Here is a 16978-nt window from a genome sequence, read left to right as displayed (position 1 = left end):
CGCATGACTTTACGCAAAAGGGAGCCAACTTCTGGGACAAGGCCGATTATAACCCGCCCGCTTGTGGTAATCACGCATTACCCAAAGGAAGAATGCGAGATTGGGTGGGTCGACTGGACAAGAATTCCTGACTTTTCCCGCAGCAATCGGGCGCGCCGCCCCCCAAGCGAAGCGACGCTTCTTCGCCCTACTTTTTCTTCTTGCCGGTCGAAACCGGCGCGGCGGCGATGTCGATCGCTTCACCGGCGCTCATGGCCGGGAGGACGAAGATCTTGCCGTCTCCCATGCGTCCGCTGCGAGCGACCTGCACGATGCGGCGGATCGTTTCTTCGGCGCGGTAATCGTCTAACCAGATCGTGATCTCGACCTTGGGCAAGAAGGTTTGGCCATATTCGCTGTCGCTGTATTCGTCGAGATAGCTCTTCTGTCGGCCGAAGCCTTTCACTTCGCGAACGTTGAGCGCTTCGATCGGCGCGCGGCTCAACTCTTCCAGGACCTTTTCGGCCAGATAGGGCTTTACGATAGCGATGACTTGTTTCACGCTCAGACTCGGCGAAGTTAGCTGAAGAAATTTTCGCCGAAGAGATTCAACTCGGGACCCGTTTGGACTTCCATGTCTCCCAGCACTTTGGTTTGACACGAAAGCCGCATCGTCTCTTCGTTGCCGATATAGGCGAGACAAGCGATCGGATCGGGAATCGGCAGATACGGCCCGACGGGAACCGTAAATTTCACTTTCTCCATCATGCGCATGGGGCTGGCGTTTTCAATCCCCTGCGTGATCAAAACGCGACAAGTGCCGCATTGCCCCAAACCATGGCAATTGAGAACCTTGTTGACGCCGGCGCCGATGCCGTTCACCCCTTGGTGGACGTTAACCCCAGCTTGGATCGCCACTTGGCGGAGATTGGAGCCCTCGGGGACTTCGACCTCTTTCTTCTCTTTGACGAACTTAACAATAGGCATGGCGATTGCGACGGTTTGGAGGTGAGAAGAATGCCGCTTCCGAATCCTCTCAAGATAACATCGACCGAGACGCGCGTTAAGTAGAAGTTTTTGGCGATTTTTCCCTCGCTGTCGCCACAGGTCCTTGGACTGGGGCGTTTTCTACGCCACCAAAATCTGGAGCTCGGTCAAATACTTTTCGGGGTCGCCCTTAAAGAGCCAGCCGGGTCCCTTGACGTAGGTCTCACGCGTCGGCAACAGATAGCCCGGATGCCGCGCCCGGACGTATCGGAGCAGTCGGGCGTACGACCCGGCCAGCGTCTCGTAAGGGCCGCTGTGCAGCAGCGAGACAAGGCGCCCTCCCTGCAGCTCGTGAACCTCGATCCCCTTTTTCGATTCCCCCTTGCGAATCGGAAAGCAGGCCTCGAAATCGGCGTCGGTTTCTTTGTACTCTTTGTCGTAGTGCAGCATCATCGCCGGGCCGCTCAGCAAGCGTCCATATTGCCAGCCGATCTTGCCGTACGCTTTGCCGCAGTCGACGTACTTCCCCTGCATCCGGATGCCGGCGATCAGCAGTCGGTCGACTTTGCTTTCGTGGATGTCACTATCGTTTTGCGACACCATCGCTTCAATCGCCGCCTCTTGAGCGACGATCGTTTTGATTTTCTTCGCTGGCAGCGGTTTGCGTTCTTGCTGAGTCAGGAGCGTCGCGATGTCGATCTTGCCAGAGTTCTGGGCCAGCAGCGACTTCATTCTTTCGAGCGGCACCTGGATCTTGCCCAGATGATAAATCGCCCTGGCGACCGGCAGCTGCGTTTCGTCGTAAGCGGCCAGCTCTTCGTCATCATCTTGGTTTGCCGGAATCAGCACTTCCTGCGTCCCGAGCAGTCGTAACATCTCGACCGAGAGTCCGCTGACGCGGGAGAATTCAGTGGTTGTAAACATGACGATAGGCCCTCGCAAGTTGTAGGGCAGGCCGTGCCTGCCGACGAATCGCTCAAGCGACATCGCGAAACCGGTGTCGCTCGAGCAGCGCGGCAGGCCAAGGCCTGCCCTACAGTAGTTTACTCCGGAATCGGCAAGCTGTTGGGGGCGACACGCGTAGCGGCGCCGCCGCTCGCCGTATTGATGAAGGCGGAGCCGCCGCCGAGGAACGTATTTTGCCCTTCGACATCGGCGCCGGTCAGAACAGCCGGGACCATCTGGCCACCGAAGACTTCGAAGTTCACGTTCGACAACGTGTTGCTAGCAATTATGACATCGTCTAACAGCGTGTTGTTCTGCATCCGCATATTGATCGTCGAGGCGCCCGAAGCGTTGAATGTCATCCCATCGGACAAGAAGGAGGTGTTGGCGACGTTGTTTTGCACATTCGCATTGATCGTCGCGCCCGTTCCGGCACTGACGATAAATCCGTCCGAAGCGACATTGAAGCCAGAGTGATAGACGGTATTGCCGGTCAACACCAGATTGTGATTTCCGCCGAATTGCGCTACATATTCAACTCCCGAATTGTAAGCGCCTGCAGTGAGGAAGTCACTGACGGTATTGTTCCGCAGGTAGGTCGTCGTTCCGCCTGTCGTGTCAATTTCGACAATAATGCCGGCATCCAACACTTGCGCACCGGCGAAGGTTCCGATTCGATTGTTATCGATGGTCAATGTCGCTGTTCCAGCGTCAATATCGGCGTATATGCCGTAATCAAGTACAAGTGCGCTCAGCCCTTGGAAGACCCGGTTGTTGGAAATGCTGGCTGTGACGTTGCCGGATGAGCCAAGGTAGATTCCGTAGCCAGAAGACGCCATCAGTTGAGATAGTTCGTTGTCGTTGATATTGACCGTCGCGTTGACCCCAGGCAACACATCGACGGCGATACCAGAATTGCCGCCGGCGCTCAACGTGCGGGTCAGCGAGTTGCCAGAGATCGTCAAGTCGGCGGTATTCGCCAGTTCGACGTATATTCCTGAATCCCCCGCCGAAGCGAGATTGCTGATCGTATTGTCGCGAATCACGCCGGTTCCGCTGGCGTTCTCAATGTAAATGCTCGCCTCGCCGAAGGCGCCAAAGTGCTCGAACTGGTTGTTATTGATATTGAAACCTTGAATGCCGTTGCCGGCGATCGAGTCGCCGCCGGTATTGCTAAAACGAAAGCCCGAAACTTCGTTGTTGTTGGCCAGCGTGACGCCGACGCCTGGCGAATCAAGCGTCGGGCGATTGCCGGCTTCGTAACCCGGCAGATCAAACGTTCCCTGCGTCGCCGTAAACATGTGCTGCGTGGTCGACGCGAGCAAACGCTGATTCTCTTGCAAGGTGAGCGATTGCGTCAGGTTGGTCGCGGTGTTGTCGGCCCGCGGATGGACGAAGATGATGTCGTTGGGTTGCGAACCGGCCTGAGCCAGCTGCAGTGCGTTATAAGGATTTTCTACCGTTCCATCACCCGCGGCAACTGCGTTGGGATCGACATGAATCACCTGCTGATCGGCGCCGCTGACGGGATTCGTCGCGTTGACGATGGACGATTGATTTGTCTTGTTGACGACGATCGCTTCGTTACGAATGATCGGCTCGTCCATCTTGTTGACGTAGTTGTCGTACTGCGGCACGCGGCGGGCCGAACTTCCGGGAAAAAAGAACGCGGCGCCAAAGACGACGTTGGTGTCAAACACCTGATCATCGCTGACCGTCAGATAGAGACGCATCCGATCGGTCACGTGACTCTCAAAGCGCGTCTTCCAACCCCAGGCCTGCGGCGAGCCGGAGCCTTGAAAGTTGTAAGCGCCGAGATAGGCGCGCAGATAGTCGCCGACGTGCGGCAGCGCTCCGCCGATTTCGGCGTCAAACCCTTTCATCGCAACTTCATACTGCGTCAATTGCGACAGCTGAATGTTGTAGCCGACATAAGTCGGATCGAAGAAGCCGGTCTGGCCCGTCATGGTGGGATCGCTGGTCGTCGGAAAATAACCGTTCACCCGAAAGTCGATCCGGCCGAGCGACTCGAAACCGGTCACCACCTGACCGACGGTCTGATTGCCGGTGTCGCGATTATCGTAGCCGACATAGCCGCCGAAAGTGCGGCCGTAATTGTCAGAGTAGAACCGCTGACCGACCACCGCGTTCATGCCGACGTTTTGATCATTCGCCAGCAAAAAGGCGCCGTCAAAGAATGTCAGCGATTTGGAGTCGTACGATTCGTACAGCGGAACCCAAGCCCGAAAGTCGGTGAACGAATAATCGTAACCAGCCCCTTCGGTCCGATGCTGAACTGATATTCGGGGAAAGTACTCGCCGCCCTGCCCGTTGGCGTAAGGACTGGCGAAGGTCGACGTACCAGAGATCAAGCCGGGCTGAATGTCGTCACCCGCTTGCTGCGCGCTAGCAGGCGCGGTCAGTGATAGCATGACGACGCATGCGCTTCCCAGCACGCCTAACAAGCGATACGTCAAAGAGGAAAGGTCGAGGGAGAGTCTCAAGATGCAGTCGATCCTAAAGGTATGCGAAAGCGATGGTCTAAACTTCGCAGACTAATCACTTATCGCGGTTCCTTCAGGCCAAGATCGATGGAAACTATTCGATGCTTCTTTGTTCGCGTAGTCGCCGCAACTTACCAGTATCGGCTGCTAGCGAATGCTGGCTAAAATAAGTCGATGACTCCAAGGGACGCCACACTCGAAGCGCATCCAATTCAATGGACGACGTTGCGTCGTCCGAGCGGCTGCGCTGGGAGTCGCTGGGGGATGAGCCAGGATTCCGTCAGCGTCTGGAAGACGTGCTGATCGCCGCCGCGCGTTGAGCGATTTAATCGCTCGCATCAGCGAGCGCAATCGGCGACAATCAAAAATGTCACGCGCCGAAGCGTTGTCTGACTTCGAATGCAGAGGGAAACGTCATGCCGCAATTCTCGCTCCGTGCGCTCGCCCTCTTCACCGCACTCGTCTGCGGCAGCTTGACGGCGCTGCGCTACCCAGCGCCGATGTTGGTCGAATCTTTGCAGCTGCTTTGGCCAGCGCTGTTGATCGTCGCCGCCTGCCTGGCGATCGGCTGCCGCGGATCGCTGCGTTCGCTGTTCATCGGCTTTTTGATCGCTTCGCTCGGCGCCTACTACTGGGACGATTCGCACCGGACATCGGTGCGGACGATTCCGACTTTCTCTGCGGCGCTCGCCGACAACTTTCAGCGTCATTTGCTGAATGGATATTTGCCCGAGTATGACGGGCTGACCACCTTTTCCCTCGATCCGCATAAGGCGGATCGCGTCCACTATGTCAAAAAAGACAAAGACGGAAACGTGCTGGATCGGGGGACAATGCCGCTGAGGCGCGTCCAAAACTTTGGCATTAATAAAGCGGTGCTGCCGGTACAGCCTGATCGCGTGAGCTATATCGCGACCATGAAAATTTTGTCGATCCTGTGGATCGGCGGCATCGGCGCCGCGATCGCCTATTACGCCGATCAAGCGAGCAAACGACGCCGCGACGATCAACCGCCGCGCAAGAAAAAAGACCCGCCGGAAGCAGCGGGTCTTGCGTGAGTCAGGTTCGAGTCGAAGCGAATTACGCTTTCGATTCGGCAGGTCGCGGACGATTGGGAGTCTCCGGCGCGTTGCCGCCGCCGACCACCGTTTCGTAACGACCAAAGATCATGCGGCCGGCGCTGGTTTGCAAAACGCTGGTCACCAAGATCTGCACGCTTTGACCGATGTGGTCGCGACCACCTTCGATCACGATCATCGTGCCGTCGTCGAGATAACCAACCCCTTGGGTCTCTTCTTCGCCCCGTTTGACGACGCGAACGACCAATTGTTCGCCCGGCAAGAAGACCGGCTTCAGCGCGTTGGCGACATCGTTCAGATTGATCACTTCTACGTTATGCAGCCGCGCGACTTTGTTCAGGTTGTAATCGCCGGTGACGATCTTGCCTTCCATGCTTTTGGCCAGCAGCACCAGTTTCATATCGACCGGCTGTCCGTCCATCTCCGGCGTCTCGCGATCATGAATCTTCAGGTCGACCGCTTCGTGATTGCGGAGACGATTCAAGATGTCGAGCCCGCGTCGTCCGCGGCTGCGCTTCAGCTTGTCGCCGCTGTCCGCGATCGCTTGCAGCTCGGCCAGCACAAAGCGCGGCATGATCAGCTGGTTGTCAAAGAGCTGCGTCTCGACGACATCGGCGATGCGGCCGTCGATCACGACGCTGGTATCCAGAATATAGGGCTTCAAACCTTTGACGTCTTTCGAGAACTCGACGTACGGCACAATGAAGCGGAAGTCGTCTTTGGTTTGCAGCACCAGGCTAATGCACGCATAGCAAAGCACCATGCCGATCACCAACTGCACCGCACGCTGCGGACCGCCGGTCGCGCCCATTTCGTCCGCCGGGAAAAACGGCTGAATGGCCAAGCCCAGGATGTAGGTCAAAAACAGACCGACCAACAGACCAAAGTAAACGCCGCTGATCGTGTCGTACCGTTTGCGTTTGAACGCGACGTCCATCCCGATGATGAAAATCGCGATCAACATCACGCCGGTAAAGGTGAAAAACGGCTGGTTGCGCGCAGTACTTGCGAAGTCATTGACCGTAATGATCGAGACGCCAACGCCTGCCGCAACTAAGAGAAAAATACAACGCAGTATGAGGAGAGCCATAGTGCCCGTCGCCTATCGCCGCGCAGCAGAGTGCATGAACCGTGCGGCATCAAAGTGTAAGAGGTGTCTCTGTTCCGTTCCAACCCAACATTCTAGCGGATGACTTGCCTCTAAGTCACCCCCCAAGGGCGTCAGGCGCCGAATCGCTTTTTAAATTCGTTTGTACAATAAGTATCGGTCATGGTCGCCAAATAGTACCCCGCCGCTCGCTCGTGACCCCATTGGTCTAGGCGACCGGCGATCTTGGCAGGCAACCACTCGGGATGCTGCAAATAGCCCCGATACATCGTCGTAAGTTGGTGCTGCACCTGCTCTCGAAATCGGACGATCGCCGGATGTCGATAGACTTCGTGGTACAGAAATCTCTCTAGCTCGCGTTTCTCCGCCAATAGTTCGGCGCTCATCGTCACCAGCGGAGGCCGCGACTGAACTTCCTCCGCGCTTTGCGGCGGGTTCTCGGCGAGCGCTGCGCCGATGTTCTCAATTACGTTACGCACCTGGAGATCGATCAGTTCATGAACAATCATCTTTCTCAGCACGCTCCCCTCCACGCGGCCATACCGCTCGCACGCTTGTTGGTGGCAGCGCCGGACCAGCGGCAGCTCGAGAACTTGCTCGATCCGCACAAGTCCGACTTTGACCGCGTCGTCCACGTCATGCGCATCATACGTTACGCTGTCGGCCGCTTCCACGATTTGGGCTTCAAACAGCGGAGATTGCGGCGCGGCGCCGGTCTTGTCAATTCGCGTCCGCTGACTGTCGAGCACCTCTTGCGTCAGATTTAAACCGTCATACGCCGGCGAACGGGTCTCTAACTGGTCGACCAAGACCAGGCCGAACTGATTGTGCGAGAATCCGCCGACCGCCGACATGCACTCGGCCAGAACGTCTTCTCCCGAATGCCCATAAGGAGGATGGCCGATGTCGTGCAAATGGGCCAACGCTTCGACCAGGTCTTCGTTCAGGCGGAAGACGCGGCCCATCGTTCGCGCCACCGACGCGACCTCGATCGTGTGGGTCAGTCGGGTCCGATGATAGTCGCTAACTCCAGAGAAAACTTGGGTTTTGTCGCTCAAGCGACGATAGGCGCTTGAGTGAACCACACGATCCCGGTCGCGCTGAAAGGGACTGCGATAGGGCTGATCCGCTTCGATCACATTTCGCCCGCGCGTATTGGCGCTGAACATCGCATAAGGTGCGAGCAAGATCGCTTCGCGCTGTTGGTAGTTCGGTCCGCCGATGATCGACAAAGGCTCTTCCTGGATCGATGCGGCCGCCGTCAACGACGGGGTCGAGGTTTTCTGGATCACGCTGGTGATTCTAACTGCTAGCAGGGTCAATAGTTAGCCAATTGCGCGCAAAGTCTACGCCGCACCTATCGCCAAAGCAAGTCGAAGCGCGGTCTTCCATCGCTCCTTGTCGTGTGATCTTTCACTTTCTGTGCAATCTGGAAAGCAATCTTTCCCCCTTATGGTGAGCAGGGCCTTTTTGTCATTGATTTCCTGGCTATTTTCCCCGAAAATCCCGTCGTTATACCTTACCCTTCATTTGGTGAATTTCTATGTCATTGCAAAACCGCAGAGCATTTACGCTCGTCGAGTTGCTGGTGGTAATCGCCATCATCGGCGTCTTGATCGCTCTCTTACTTCCCGCCGTCCAGCAAGCCCGCGAAGCGGCTCGGCGGATGGAATGCACCAACCGACTGAAACAGATTGGATTGGCGCTGCACAATCATCACGACGTCAAAGGCAATTTTCCGGCAGGCGTACGCAACGCAAAAAATCTGACCTACACGAGTAGCAGTTGGTGCACCGGGACTGGCGTCGATGCTGATGCGCGCGAACCGTGGAGCGTAGCGATCTTGCCTTATCTTGAGCAGATCAATCGTTACGAATTATTTGACGTCGACGCCGCTTTTACGACCACCGAAAACCGACCCGGCACATCTGCCAATCATGCGCAGTTCAAGCTGAACAATCCCGCGTTTCAGTGCTCCTCCGATCCCGGCGCGCGGGACGACTGGGCGACGATTAGCTACTTTGGCGTGCAAGGAGGCGGCACGGCTGCCGAGGAAAGCTGCTCGAACCAATCGGGCAATCGCGTCTTCTATCGCAACGGTATTTTGCACTTCAACTCGAAGAGCAAGTTTCGCGATATTGTCGACGGCACATCGAACACGCTGATGGTCGGCGAAACGAAGTATGCGCTGACTCCTGAAGGACGCGCTGACGGCATCTACACCAGTTGGGCCTCTGGGACCAAGACCGATGCTTTTGGTTGCCCCTGGGTTTTGGCCGCCGCCCGAGATCAAATCAACTCGAATCCCAAGGTCGGACTGACGCACGATACGCTGAACGTGATGTCCAAGCTGTTTGGCAGTTACCACCCCGGCGGATGTCACTTTTTACTGGGAGATGGATCGGTTCATTTTATGTCAGAGACGATCGACCTGAATCTCTATCGTCAACTTGGCAAGCTGGATGACCAACTTCCCACGGGAGGCTTCCCTCGTTAGCGGCGGCTTCTTCTAGCGCAACGAGCCTTCTTTTTCATGCCTCCTCGACAAGCGAGTCCTCTCATGCGTCCCATCTCCTTGCAAGGTTCCATCGCGATCTTCTGGCTGGCGGCTCCGCTGTTGATCGGGTGCGGTCCCACCAACTCTACGATCCACCTCCACGGTCATGTCACTTACGACGGCCAGCCTGTTCCTAACGGCACGATCTACTTTGAGCCTGATACGACAGCCGGCAATAGCGGCCACGGCAGCGTTGCGATCATTCGCCAAGGCGCGTTCGATACCAGGGAAGCGCTCGGCGTCGTCGGCGGCCCGCACCTAGTGCGGATCGAGGGGTACGACGGAATCGCCCACGGTGACAATGCCGATGGCCAGCCGCTATTCCCCACGTTTGAAACCAAAGCGGAACTGCCCGCCAGTTCGAGCAGCATTGACTTTGACGTGCCAAAGAAAAAGAAATAGCCAGGCGGGCGCCGCGCACAACGACCTTGCGCGCCAACCACAGTTGGCGCGCAAGGTCTGCTCTCGCATGCGGCGCTATTTCACTGGCCGAGGATGATCGTCAACCTTCAATCAAAAGTCTTCCTCCGCCGTCAGCGCGGCCAGCAATTTGGTCAGCTTCTCCGGCATCGGTTGAGGAAACTGAGCGCGGCGGTTGGGAGCGCCAACTTCACCGACCGGCTGGAGTTCTGGGACCAGCAAGCAGAGGTCGCGGTTAGAAACGTCGCAGTACATCGTGCATTCTTGTCCGTCGTGCGTACAAAAGGTGACGTAGTACGAAACGTAACCGCTGTGAGAACGAATTTCTTCTTCCGACTCCGGAAACGAACATCCGTCGTGCGTCGAATCCACCAGACATCGCTTCAGGTATTGAATCACCTGAGGATCATGACACTCGAGATGTCGGTGGTGACCGAAGGCCTCGATGTGTGAGAGATCGACGCTCTCGTCCCCTTCCAGCAAAAGGGCCAATTGGTTGGAAGAAAGTTCTTCGCGATCAAACAGCAAGCAAACCGTCAAAAGAATAGAGATAATAGCAACAGCGCGATAAAGATGACTACTCATGAAGCAGAAATTCATGGGCACCTCCGTTATGGGGAAGCTTTCATAATCACGCCTCTTTCCAGCCTGTTCCTAACCAAGAGATATCTTCGTCGAAATCTAGCCGTAGACGCAAGCTTAATTGAGCCGCATGATGCTGAATATGGCGAATGTTGTAGACGTGCAGCTCTGCCCTTGAGAACGTTTTTGGCGCAAACCCGCAAGCCGCGGCCAGCGACTCTGCGGTCTCTTGCTGGATGACTTCGATCGACTTAGTGCGGCAATGCTGGACATAAGAACGGAGGAACGCGCGGTCATAAGTCCATCGTTGCTGACGCGGCTCCATCTCTTCATAATCGCGAAACTCGGCCGCGTGCTGCTGATGAAACGTCTGCAATTTGAGATCTGCAGGACTTGCGCAAAGATAGTAGTCCGTAAAAAAAAGTGCGTGAAAAGCGGCCTGGCAAAACTTGAGATTCGCGACCGGCTGGTCCCACGCCGCGCCGGGACATTGCTCGAGACAACGCTGCAGCATCCAGAGGGACGCTTGATATTGGCCGGTTAGTAGGGACTTCAGCGTGTCGAGCATCGCGGCCTACTCCTTGGTTGACGCTCCAGCCGAATTAACAATCGCCGGATGCCGCCAAGTGACCGCGAGCACGCTCCAGCGCAGAAGAGAACTCGTGGCGACTGCAATCAGGCCGAGAAAAATTGAAGACGGCAAGCTCTCGGCAGTTAACGCGCTTAGCGGCGACTGGAATTCATCTACTAACGCGGAATGTAAGAACACCTGCATCATCCAAATCGAACCGCCGGAAATGCCGAATGCGATCCCCATGCGAAGCCAAGCATTTTTCAGAATAGCCGGCGCAATGAATCCAGCGACAAAGAAGAAGAACAGCAGCCAAAGCAGCCCCACCTGGCGGCCGATCGCCAACACGATCGCAATCCCAGCGACGACAAGGACAAGCGTTCTAAGTCGAAACTGCATGAAAACCGAACTCGACAGTACGACGGACTCGCTTTTATTTCCTGCACCCGAGCGACGTGGTCTAGCGCGCCGCTACAAAGGCTCCTCCGGAAACATTGCGGCAAACGGCATTGCAAGCAACGAACCGATCAAGCCTCCCCCGCCGCCAAACAGCGCGCCGGTAATCAGCCCGCTGTAATCCAGCATCACCATCGCACCCAGCGCTGCGGTCACGCCCAGCAGCGAACCGCAGGCCTGGATCGACTTGCCGGTCAGACTCAATTCTTTCTTTTTCGGTGGATCGATCATCTGCTGGGCGCCGCGGTTGTGAGCTTGGTCGTACGATCTTTGCCGCAGCCGTCGTCTACTCTTCTTCGTCAGCGGCAGCCGGGGGTTCGCCTTGCGTTTCTTCTTTAAAGTTCTGATCAACGACCGCTTGAGCGAACGCTTCGGCCGCGAGAATCTGACCGTTTTGCGCGGCGATCGTCTGATTGTGCGCCCACATGTTGCGCAACTCGTCGTCGACCGTATCCGGAAAATGCATCACCTGCGCCACGACGTCGCGCCAGCCCCCCTCCAGGTTATACGTCTCTTTCAAGGCCGGGCCCATTTCATTCAGCTTTTCCGCATAGACCTCAGGCAACTCGTCAATCGCCGACAAGATATAGCACTCGAGCAAACGTACGAACGGTTTCCCTTCGTAGCGCGACATAGCATTCTCTTTCTGCAGAAGTAGGAAATAATTCGCCGCAAGTCGCGCTTGCAGCAAGCGTCGTCGCACGCTTCATCCTAACGCGCAAGTCCCCTCGGAATCACCACCGATTGCCGAGAAAAACGGGCGATCCAGCGACAATGCCTGAAACAACGACGGCGTTTTTACGCTTCGCGGTATATTACAGAAACCCAGCAGCCAATTAGAGGAGAATCGATCATGGGAAAACGAGTTTTGGTGTTCGCGTTTGGCTGTATCGCCTACACGATGTTTTTGGGCGTCTTCCTCTATTCGATCGCATTCATTGGCGACCTGTGGATTCCTCGCACGATCGACGCTCCGGCGCAATGGGGAACCGCCGGCGCGATCATCGTCAACTTGCTGTTGATCGCGGCGTTTGGAATACAGCATTCTGGAATGGCCCGACCTGCGTTCAAACGTTGGCTGACGCAGTATATTCCGAAAGCGGCCGAACGAAGTCTGTACGTATTCTCGACCAACCTCGCGATGATCGTCCTCTTTTTGGTTTGGCAGCCGCTGCCGCTGGTGATTTGGCAGGTAACCTCCTTACCAGCGCAAGCGACGCTCTACACGCTGTACGGATTGGGTTGGGCGCTTGTGTTTGTCTCGACTTGCCTGATCAGCCACTTTGATTTGTTCGGACTGCGACAAGCGTGGTTCTACTTGCGGGGAGCCGACTATCATCCGCTGCAGTTTCAGACGCCGCTCCTCTATCGCTATATCCGTCATCCGCTCTACGTCGGCTGGTTCATGGTCTTTTGGATGGCGCCGACGATGACGCTCGGCCATTTGTTGTTCGCGCTCGGCACGACCGCCTACATTCTGATGGCGATTCCGCTGGAAGAACGCGATCTCATCGCGGTCCACGGCGACGACTACAAACAATACCGCCGCGATGTGCGGATGTTTATTCCGAAACTGTTTTAAGCATGCCGCCGCCGACGACGCTGACTAGGCGTTGAATCATTCGACGTGGAACCGACTTGCCTCTGCCCACTTGCTGAAACAAAAAAGCCGTCCTTGCCTTTGGGCAGGGACGGCTATTATTTTGCTCGCTTCTAACTGCGAAATCGTTACTTGGTCAGGTCGAACGTCAACACGTTCTCGCCGCGTTCGATGGTCGCCGAGAGCCCGCTGGTCGTCGGATTGGAATAACGAACCGGAATCAAATCGCGTCCATAATCCATTCCGCCGTCGCCGCCGGCTTCGCTGCGGCGATTTTTCTTCGACTCGACCGTCTCGATCGATTGGATCACCACAGACGCTTCTCCCAGGGGAACGCCGACGCCGCGATCACTCGTACCGACGTTAATAATCTGACCATCCTTGATTTCCCCATGGGCGAAACCGCCGCCGGAAATCTCGAACAAGATCGTGCCGTGAGACAGCGGTTTGCCTTGGTAGTTGACTTGTCCGGTCACTTTACCCAGGGCTGGCCCTTGGGAGCAGCCCACCAAAGCGACGCAGACTAACAAACAAACTGGAATACATCGCGACATGAAATCGCTCCTGCTATACGTTTGGATGAGCAAAATAGGTCACGTTACGGCAGAGGAATCGCTTCGCCGCCGAAACGCGAAGCGCCGGCTCGATAAGCGACGCCGTCCGCCGTTTCTGTAATCAAACGGACCGACCCATCGCACATCAAAAAGTTGGCGCCGCCGGGATGAAAGCTGCGAAAGGTGATGTTGTAATCCCAATCGCCCGAGTCGAGCGTGCCGTCGAGAAAGTCGCGGTTGCGATAATTGACCGGCCAGGCGGTCGAGGCAAAGCAGGTAGCGCCAAAGTTCTGCCACTTGCTCCAAGCGCCGACGCATTCGCCCAGCAAGTAAGTATTGGACAAGCCGTCGCCGATGTCTTTGAACTGCGCCGCCCAATCACGGCAGCCGATCACTCCGCGCGGCATGACGATATCGTTTCCAGCACCCGAATTATAGCCAGCGTCCGACGCCGGCAAGCCGATACCGGTCTTGTTTTTATGATCGCCGATATTCGCGGCGTAATCCGATTGCGACAGCTTATAATATTCGCCAAATTCGTCCTCGACCATCGGCTCTCCGCCGATCGAATTGGACGGACAGAGAAACGGCTGATGCACCATTCGCACCACCTTGTAGTTGCAGATCACGCTGGGATCATCCATCAGACTATCGTTCCAACTGCCCCAACTTCCCACGCGATCGTACGATGCTTTGGTGAAATCGATTTGATCGTAGATGGCCGATTGTTCCATGAACGGCAAGATCCGCGGCGCCCAACCCCACTCGCGTTGCGGTGGATTCGGCGCGAAATTATCGATTTCGGCATTGCTCGGCGGCAGGTTGCCAAAGGTATCGTGATAGTTGTGCATCGCGATGCCAAGCTGCTTCATTTGATTGGTGCACTGCATCCGACGTGCAGCTTCACGAGCCTGTTGAACCGCCGGCAACAGCAGCGCGATCAGAACGCCGATAATGGCGATCACCACCAATAGTTCGACAAGCGTAAATGCCTTACGTAGGCGAATTAGCATGTTCTCTCCTCATGACAGAATGAAACCAAGCGAACGCGGCAAGAAGCGACGCCCCTGCAAGCTTGTGCACCATGAACAAAAATCTAAGCCTAGCCAAAATTGTCGACGAGCTTCAACTAGAATCCGGGCAACGATTCTAGGAATTCAGAAGTTAATATTGGCTCGCAAAATAGCGACCACTTTGCGCAAAGTGAAGAACATTTATCTCCGCCAACGGTGCTTTTTGCGCAGCGTGGCGAAAAACTTCATCGAGGCCCAATCCCATCATTGCCGCTGAATCAACCACGGCGAATCCAATGCGAGAGACCAGGCGCAATGCTGCCGCAGATCGGTCTTGCCTGCCGTGAAGAAGGGGAGCGTGCGAACCAGCTACCACCGTCGACCCTCTAGAGAAATACCTCAGCGACTTCCGTCCTAACGTGAACCGACCGATCGTCTTTGGCGTATCGGCCGATCCGACGAAATTGAATCCGGCAGCTTCCCGGCCGTTGACGACCGGGCGGACTCGCTTTAAACTGGGGCGTTTTGACGACTACGGTGGGTATAGCTCAGTTGGTTAGAGCACTGGATTGTGATTCCAGGGGTCGTGGGTTCAAATCCCTCTATCCACCCTTAGTTCGTCGAAGTTGATTCTCTAAAGGATTGCCTACAAACAGTTTAGGCATCTTTGTCGGCGGGCCTTCTCGACCCGGCGAACCGGTTCTCGCGGACCGCGTCTACTTCAAAAACAACGTTGTTTTTGTTCCTCGATCGCCGCCGCTAGGAGAAGTCGATGCCAACCGCCGTAGATGTTACTTCCGCTGTTTCTATCGAATTCGTTCGCTGCTTGAACGGTTGTTTTGACCGGATCGAACATTGCGTCTCCCAGCTTTCCGACGCGCAAATCTGGCGCAGGCCTGGCCCCGGCATGAACTCGATCGGCACGATCCTGGTTCACTTGGGGGGGAATGTGCGGCAGCATTTGATCTCTGGCGTCGGCGGTGCGCCCGACGTGCGCGATCGCCCTGCCGAATTCGCCGAGCGCGATCCAATTCCGACCAAGCAACTGCTGAGCGATCTGCGCGCAACATTGGACGAAGCGATCGCCGCGCTCGAAAAAGTGGACGCCGCCGAGATGTTGCAGCCGCGACGCGTGCAAGGAAACAACGTCAGCGGTTGGCAGGCGGCGGTTCACAGCGTGTCTCATTTTTTTGGACACACGCAAGAGATCATCTGCCTGACGCGGCAGATGCAGGCAGAGAACTATCAGTTCTATTGGACGCCGCAATCCGCAGAAGAAGGGAAATCGCCGTAGCAGCAAATTGCCCATGGTGCGCAAGTTCGCCTTGACCGGGTTGGCGGTCGCTGGTAATTACACCCCACGACTTTCCCAACTATTGTTCATCGTCACTAGGCGACCGTTTGCTTGAGAGAATCGTGGGCGAAATTTTCAAAAACACGATCATCGTCGGCGCACTGCTGCTAGCCGCGCCGACGGCATTGCTAGCACAGCGTATCCAGGCTCCAACGCCGATCAATACGGTTGCGCCTTCTCCTTATGGAGTGCAACCACCGGCCAACTTGTCTGGCGGCATCCAGCCATTTGATCCTTACGCTACCGGTACGCAATTTAGTTCGTATCCGCCGACGCCGGCGGCTACCTATGCCGCGCCATCATATCCGCCGCCGATGAGCTATCCCCCGCCGCCGACCACTCCGCCGGCTGGGTTTGCAGGCGGACCGCCGGCTTACTACCCCAATCAAACGGCGCCGGCATATGGCGCTCAGCCGCCGATCTATCAACCGACGACCGAGTTTCCGTCGATTCCGTACGAGCGGTTCTTAGAAAACGTCGGCTTCCGCTATACGTGGTTGCCCAAACTGACCGAAGCGGACACCGCGCTGCAGACGCAAGATTTCGACGTTTCGGCCACTGCCCAGTTTCCCGATTTCCTCGGCAGTACGCAGCCGCTGTTGGTAACGCCTGCGTTTGTGCTGCACTTGTGGGACGGTCCCCAAAACGTGGTGCAAAACTTGCCGGGCAACGCCTACAGCGCGTATCTCGACTTTGCCTGGAATCCGGAGCTGACTCCGCGCTTATTCGCTGAGCTTGGCTTTCGGGCAGGCGTTTACACCGACTTCAAAACGTTCAACACCAATAGCATGCGGTATCAAGGATTGGGCGTCGCCGCGGTGCGGTTGACTCCCACGACGACCGTCAAAGCCGGCGTCGTCTACATTGATCGCTTGGATATTAAATTGTTGCCGGTGGTCGGCGTGACCTGGCAACCCGATAGTCGATCGAAGTACGACCTGGTCTTCCCTTATCCCCGCATCTCGAAGTACTGGACGACGCTGGGCGACAAAGAAGTCTGGTGGTACATCGGCGCCGAGTACGGCGGCGGCAGTTGGACCATCCAGCGCGATACCGGCATGGGTTTTGTCGACGATCAGGTCGACATCAACGACTATCGCGTCTTCTTCGGCGCCGAAGCGACGCATCCCAATCGCTTGAAGGCGTTTATCGAGCTCGGCTACGTATGGGAGCGTCAACTGGTCTATCGCAGCGCCATTCCGACCTTGGATGTTGATAGCACGCTGATGCTGCGTACCGGTTTCAATTTCTAAGCGATCCCCGTCAGAA

At 56.3% G+C, this 16978-nt stretch carries 19 protein-coding genes and 1 tRNA gene; 7 read left to right on the top strand and 13 right to left on the bottom strand.

All coding sequences use genetic code 11. The annotated features are described in order from the left end of the window. Positions 1-187 precede the first annotated feature (187 nt). The 4 genes from DSM3645_RS02190 to DSM3645_RS02175 form a co-directional block, all read right to left on the bottom strand. On the bottom strand, positions 188-541 hold the full coding sequence (locus DSM3645_RS02190; protein ID WP_002650364.1) for a P-II family nitrogen regulator: 354 nt from the start codon (positions 539-541) through the stop codon (positions 188-190). A 17-nt stretch (positions 542-558) separates the two neighbouring features. Next, positions 559-966, bottom strand: a complete 408-nt coding sequence (locus tag DSM3645_RS02185) for a 2Fe-2S iron-sulfur cluster-binding protein (RefSeq protein ID WP_002650363.1) — start codon at positions 964-966, stop codon at positions 559-561. 141 nt (positions 967-1107) lie between these two features. After that, entirely contained in the window at positions 1108-1890 is a 783-nt protein-coding gene (locus DSM3645_RS02180) for a MerR family transcriptional regulator (RefSeq protein ID WP_040351540.1), read from the bottom strand. 119 nt (positions 1891-2009) lie between these two features. Beyond that, a complete protein-coding gene (locus DSM3645_RS02175; RefSeq protein ID WP_131282127.1) occupies positions 2010-4415 on the bottom strand; it encodes a right-handed parallel beta-helix repeat-containing protein in 2406 nt (801 codons plus the stop codon). A gap of 416 nt (positions 4416-4831) precedes the next feature. On the opposite strand from DSM3645_RS02175, the gene DSM3645_RS02170 reads away from it, so the two are divergent. Next, entirely contained in the window at positions 4832-5473 is a 642-nt protein-coding gene (locus tag DSM3645_RS02170) for a hypothetical protein (protein ID WP_002650359.1), read from the top strand. A gap of 22 nt (positions 5474-5495) precedes the next feature. Here the strand turns inward: DSM3645_RS02170 and DSM3645_RS02165 are convergent, their stop codons facing one another. Both DSM3645_RS02165 and DSM3645_RS02160 read right to left on the bottom strand, forming a co-directional pair. Next, complete coding sequence (locus DSM3645_RS02165) at positions 5496-6584, bottom strand: PIN/TRAM domain-containing protein (RefSeq protein WP_081444690.1); 1089 nt, start codon at positions 6582-6584, stop codon at positions 5496-5498. Between the two features lie 131 nt (positions 6585-6715). Continuing rightward, complete coding sequence (locus tag DSM3645_RS02160) at positions 6716-7894, bottom strand: HD domain-containing protein (RefSeq protein WP_002650357.1); 1179 nt, start codon at positions 7892-7894, stop codon at positions 6716-6718. 251 nt (positions 7895-8145) lie between these two features. Between DSM3645_RS02160 and DSM3645_RS02155 the strand changes: the two genes are divergently transcribed. Together DSM3645_RS02155 and DSM3645_RS02150 are read left to right on the top strand one after the other, a co-directional pair. Continuing rightward, entirely contained in the window at positions 8146-9099 is a 954-nt protein-coding gene (locus DSM3645_RS02155) for a DUF1559 domain-containing protein (protein ID WP_002650356.1), read from the top strand. Positions 9100-9162: 63 nt separating this feature from the next. After that, entirely contained in the window at positions 9163-9561 is a 399-nt protein-coding gene (locus tag DSM3645_RS02150) for a hypothetical protein (protein ID WP_002650355.1), read from the top strand. Between the two features lie 111 nt (positions 9562-9672). Here DSM3645_RS02150 and DSM3645_RS02145 read toward each other — a convergent pair whose 3' ends face one another. The 5 genes from DSM3645_RS02145 to DSM3645_RS27555 form a co-directional block, all read right to left on the bottom strand. Beyond that, positions 9673-10164, bottom strand: coding sequence for a hypothetical protein (locus tag DSM3645_RS02145; protein WP_131282124.1), 492 nt, complete (start codon positions 10162-10164; stop codon positions 9673-9675). Between the two features lie 46 nt (positions 10165-10210). Then, positions 10211-10729, bottom strand: coding sequence for a DinB family protein (locus DSM3645_RS02140; RefSeq protein ID WP_002650353.1), 519 nt, complete (start codon positions 10727-10729; stop codon positions 10211-10213). A 6-nt stretch (positions 10730-10735) separates the two neighbouring features. Beyond that, on the bottom strand, positions 10736-11080 hold the full coding sequence (locus tag DSM3645_RS02135) for a hypothetical protein (protein ID WP_131282121.1): 345 nt from the start codon (positions 11078-11080) through the stop codon (positions 10736-10738). Between the two features lie 123 nt (positions 11081-11203). Continuing rightward, positions 11204-11419 carry a hypothetical protein gene (locus DSM3645_RS02130; protein ID WP_002650351.1) on the bottom strand — a complete coding sequence of 72 codons (216 nt, stop codon included), beginning with the start codon at positions 11417-11419 and terminating at the stop codon, positions 11204-11206. A gap of 55 nt (positions 11420-11474) precedes the next feature. Next, positions 11475-11822, bottom strand: a complete 348-nt coding sequence (locus DSM3645_RS27555; protein ID WP_002650350.1) for a hypothetical protein — start codon at positions 11820-11822, stop codon at positions 11475-11477. 219 nt (positions 11823-12041) lie between these two features. Between DSM3645_RS27555 and mddA the strand changes: the two genes are divergently transcribed. Next, positions 12042-12770, top strand: coding sequence for a methanethiol S-methyltransferase (gene mddA, locus DSM3645_RS02120; protein ID WP_002650349.1), 729 nt, complete (start codon positions 12042-12044; stop codon positions 12768-12770). Between the two features lie 146 nt (positions 12771-12916). Here the strand turns inward: mddA and DSM3645_RS02115 are convergent, their stop codons facing one another. Next, positions 12917-13342, bottom strand: a complete 426-nt coding sequence (locus tag DSM3645_RS02115; protein ID WP_040351537.1) for a hypothetical protein — start codon at positions 13340-13342, stop codon at positions 12917-12919. A gap of 44 nt (positions 13343-13386) precedes the next feature. Beyond that, positions 13387-14355, bottom strand: coding sequence for a DUF1559 domain-containing protein (locus DSM3645_RS02110; protein ID WP_040351536.1), 969 nt, complete (start codon positions 14353-14355; stop codon positions 13387-13389). Between the two features lie 537 nt (positions 14356-14892). Here DSM3645_RS02110 and DSM3645_RS02105 point away from each other — a divergent pair. The 3 genes from DSM3645_RS02105 to DSM3645_RS27550 all read left to right on the top strand — a co-directional run bounded on the left by DSM3645_RS02105 (position 14893) and on the right by DSM3645_RS27550 (position 16962). Beyond that, positions 14893-14966, top strand: a tRNA-His gene (locus tag DSM3645_RS02105). A 161-nt stretch (positions 14967-15127) separates the two neighbouring features. Continuing rightward, positions 15128-15649: a DUF1572 family protein gene (locus tag DSM3645_RS02100; protein WP_081444689.1), complete on the top strand. Its 522-nt coding sequence runs from the start codon at positions 15128-15130 to the stop codon at positions 15647-15649. A gap of 122 nt (positions 15650-15771) precedes the next feature. Beyond that, positions 15772-16962: a hypothetical protein gene (locus tag DSM3645_RS27550; protein ID WP_002650343.1), complete on the top strand. Its 1191-nt coding sequence runs from the start codon at positions 15772-15774 to the stop codon at positions 16960-16962. The last annotated feature ends 16 nt before the right edge of the window (positions 16963-16978 follow it).

It is taken from the genome of Blastopirellula marina DSM 3645 (assembly GCF_000153105.1).
GTDB classification, from domain to species: Bacteria; Planctomycetota; Planctomycetia; order Pirellulales; family Pirellulaceae; genus Blastopirellula; species Blastopirellula marina.
This window is presented reverse-complemented; position numbering and strand designations above follow the sequence as displayed.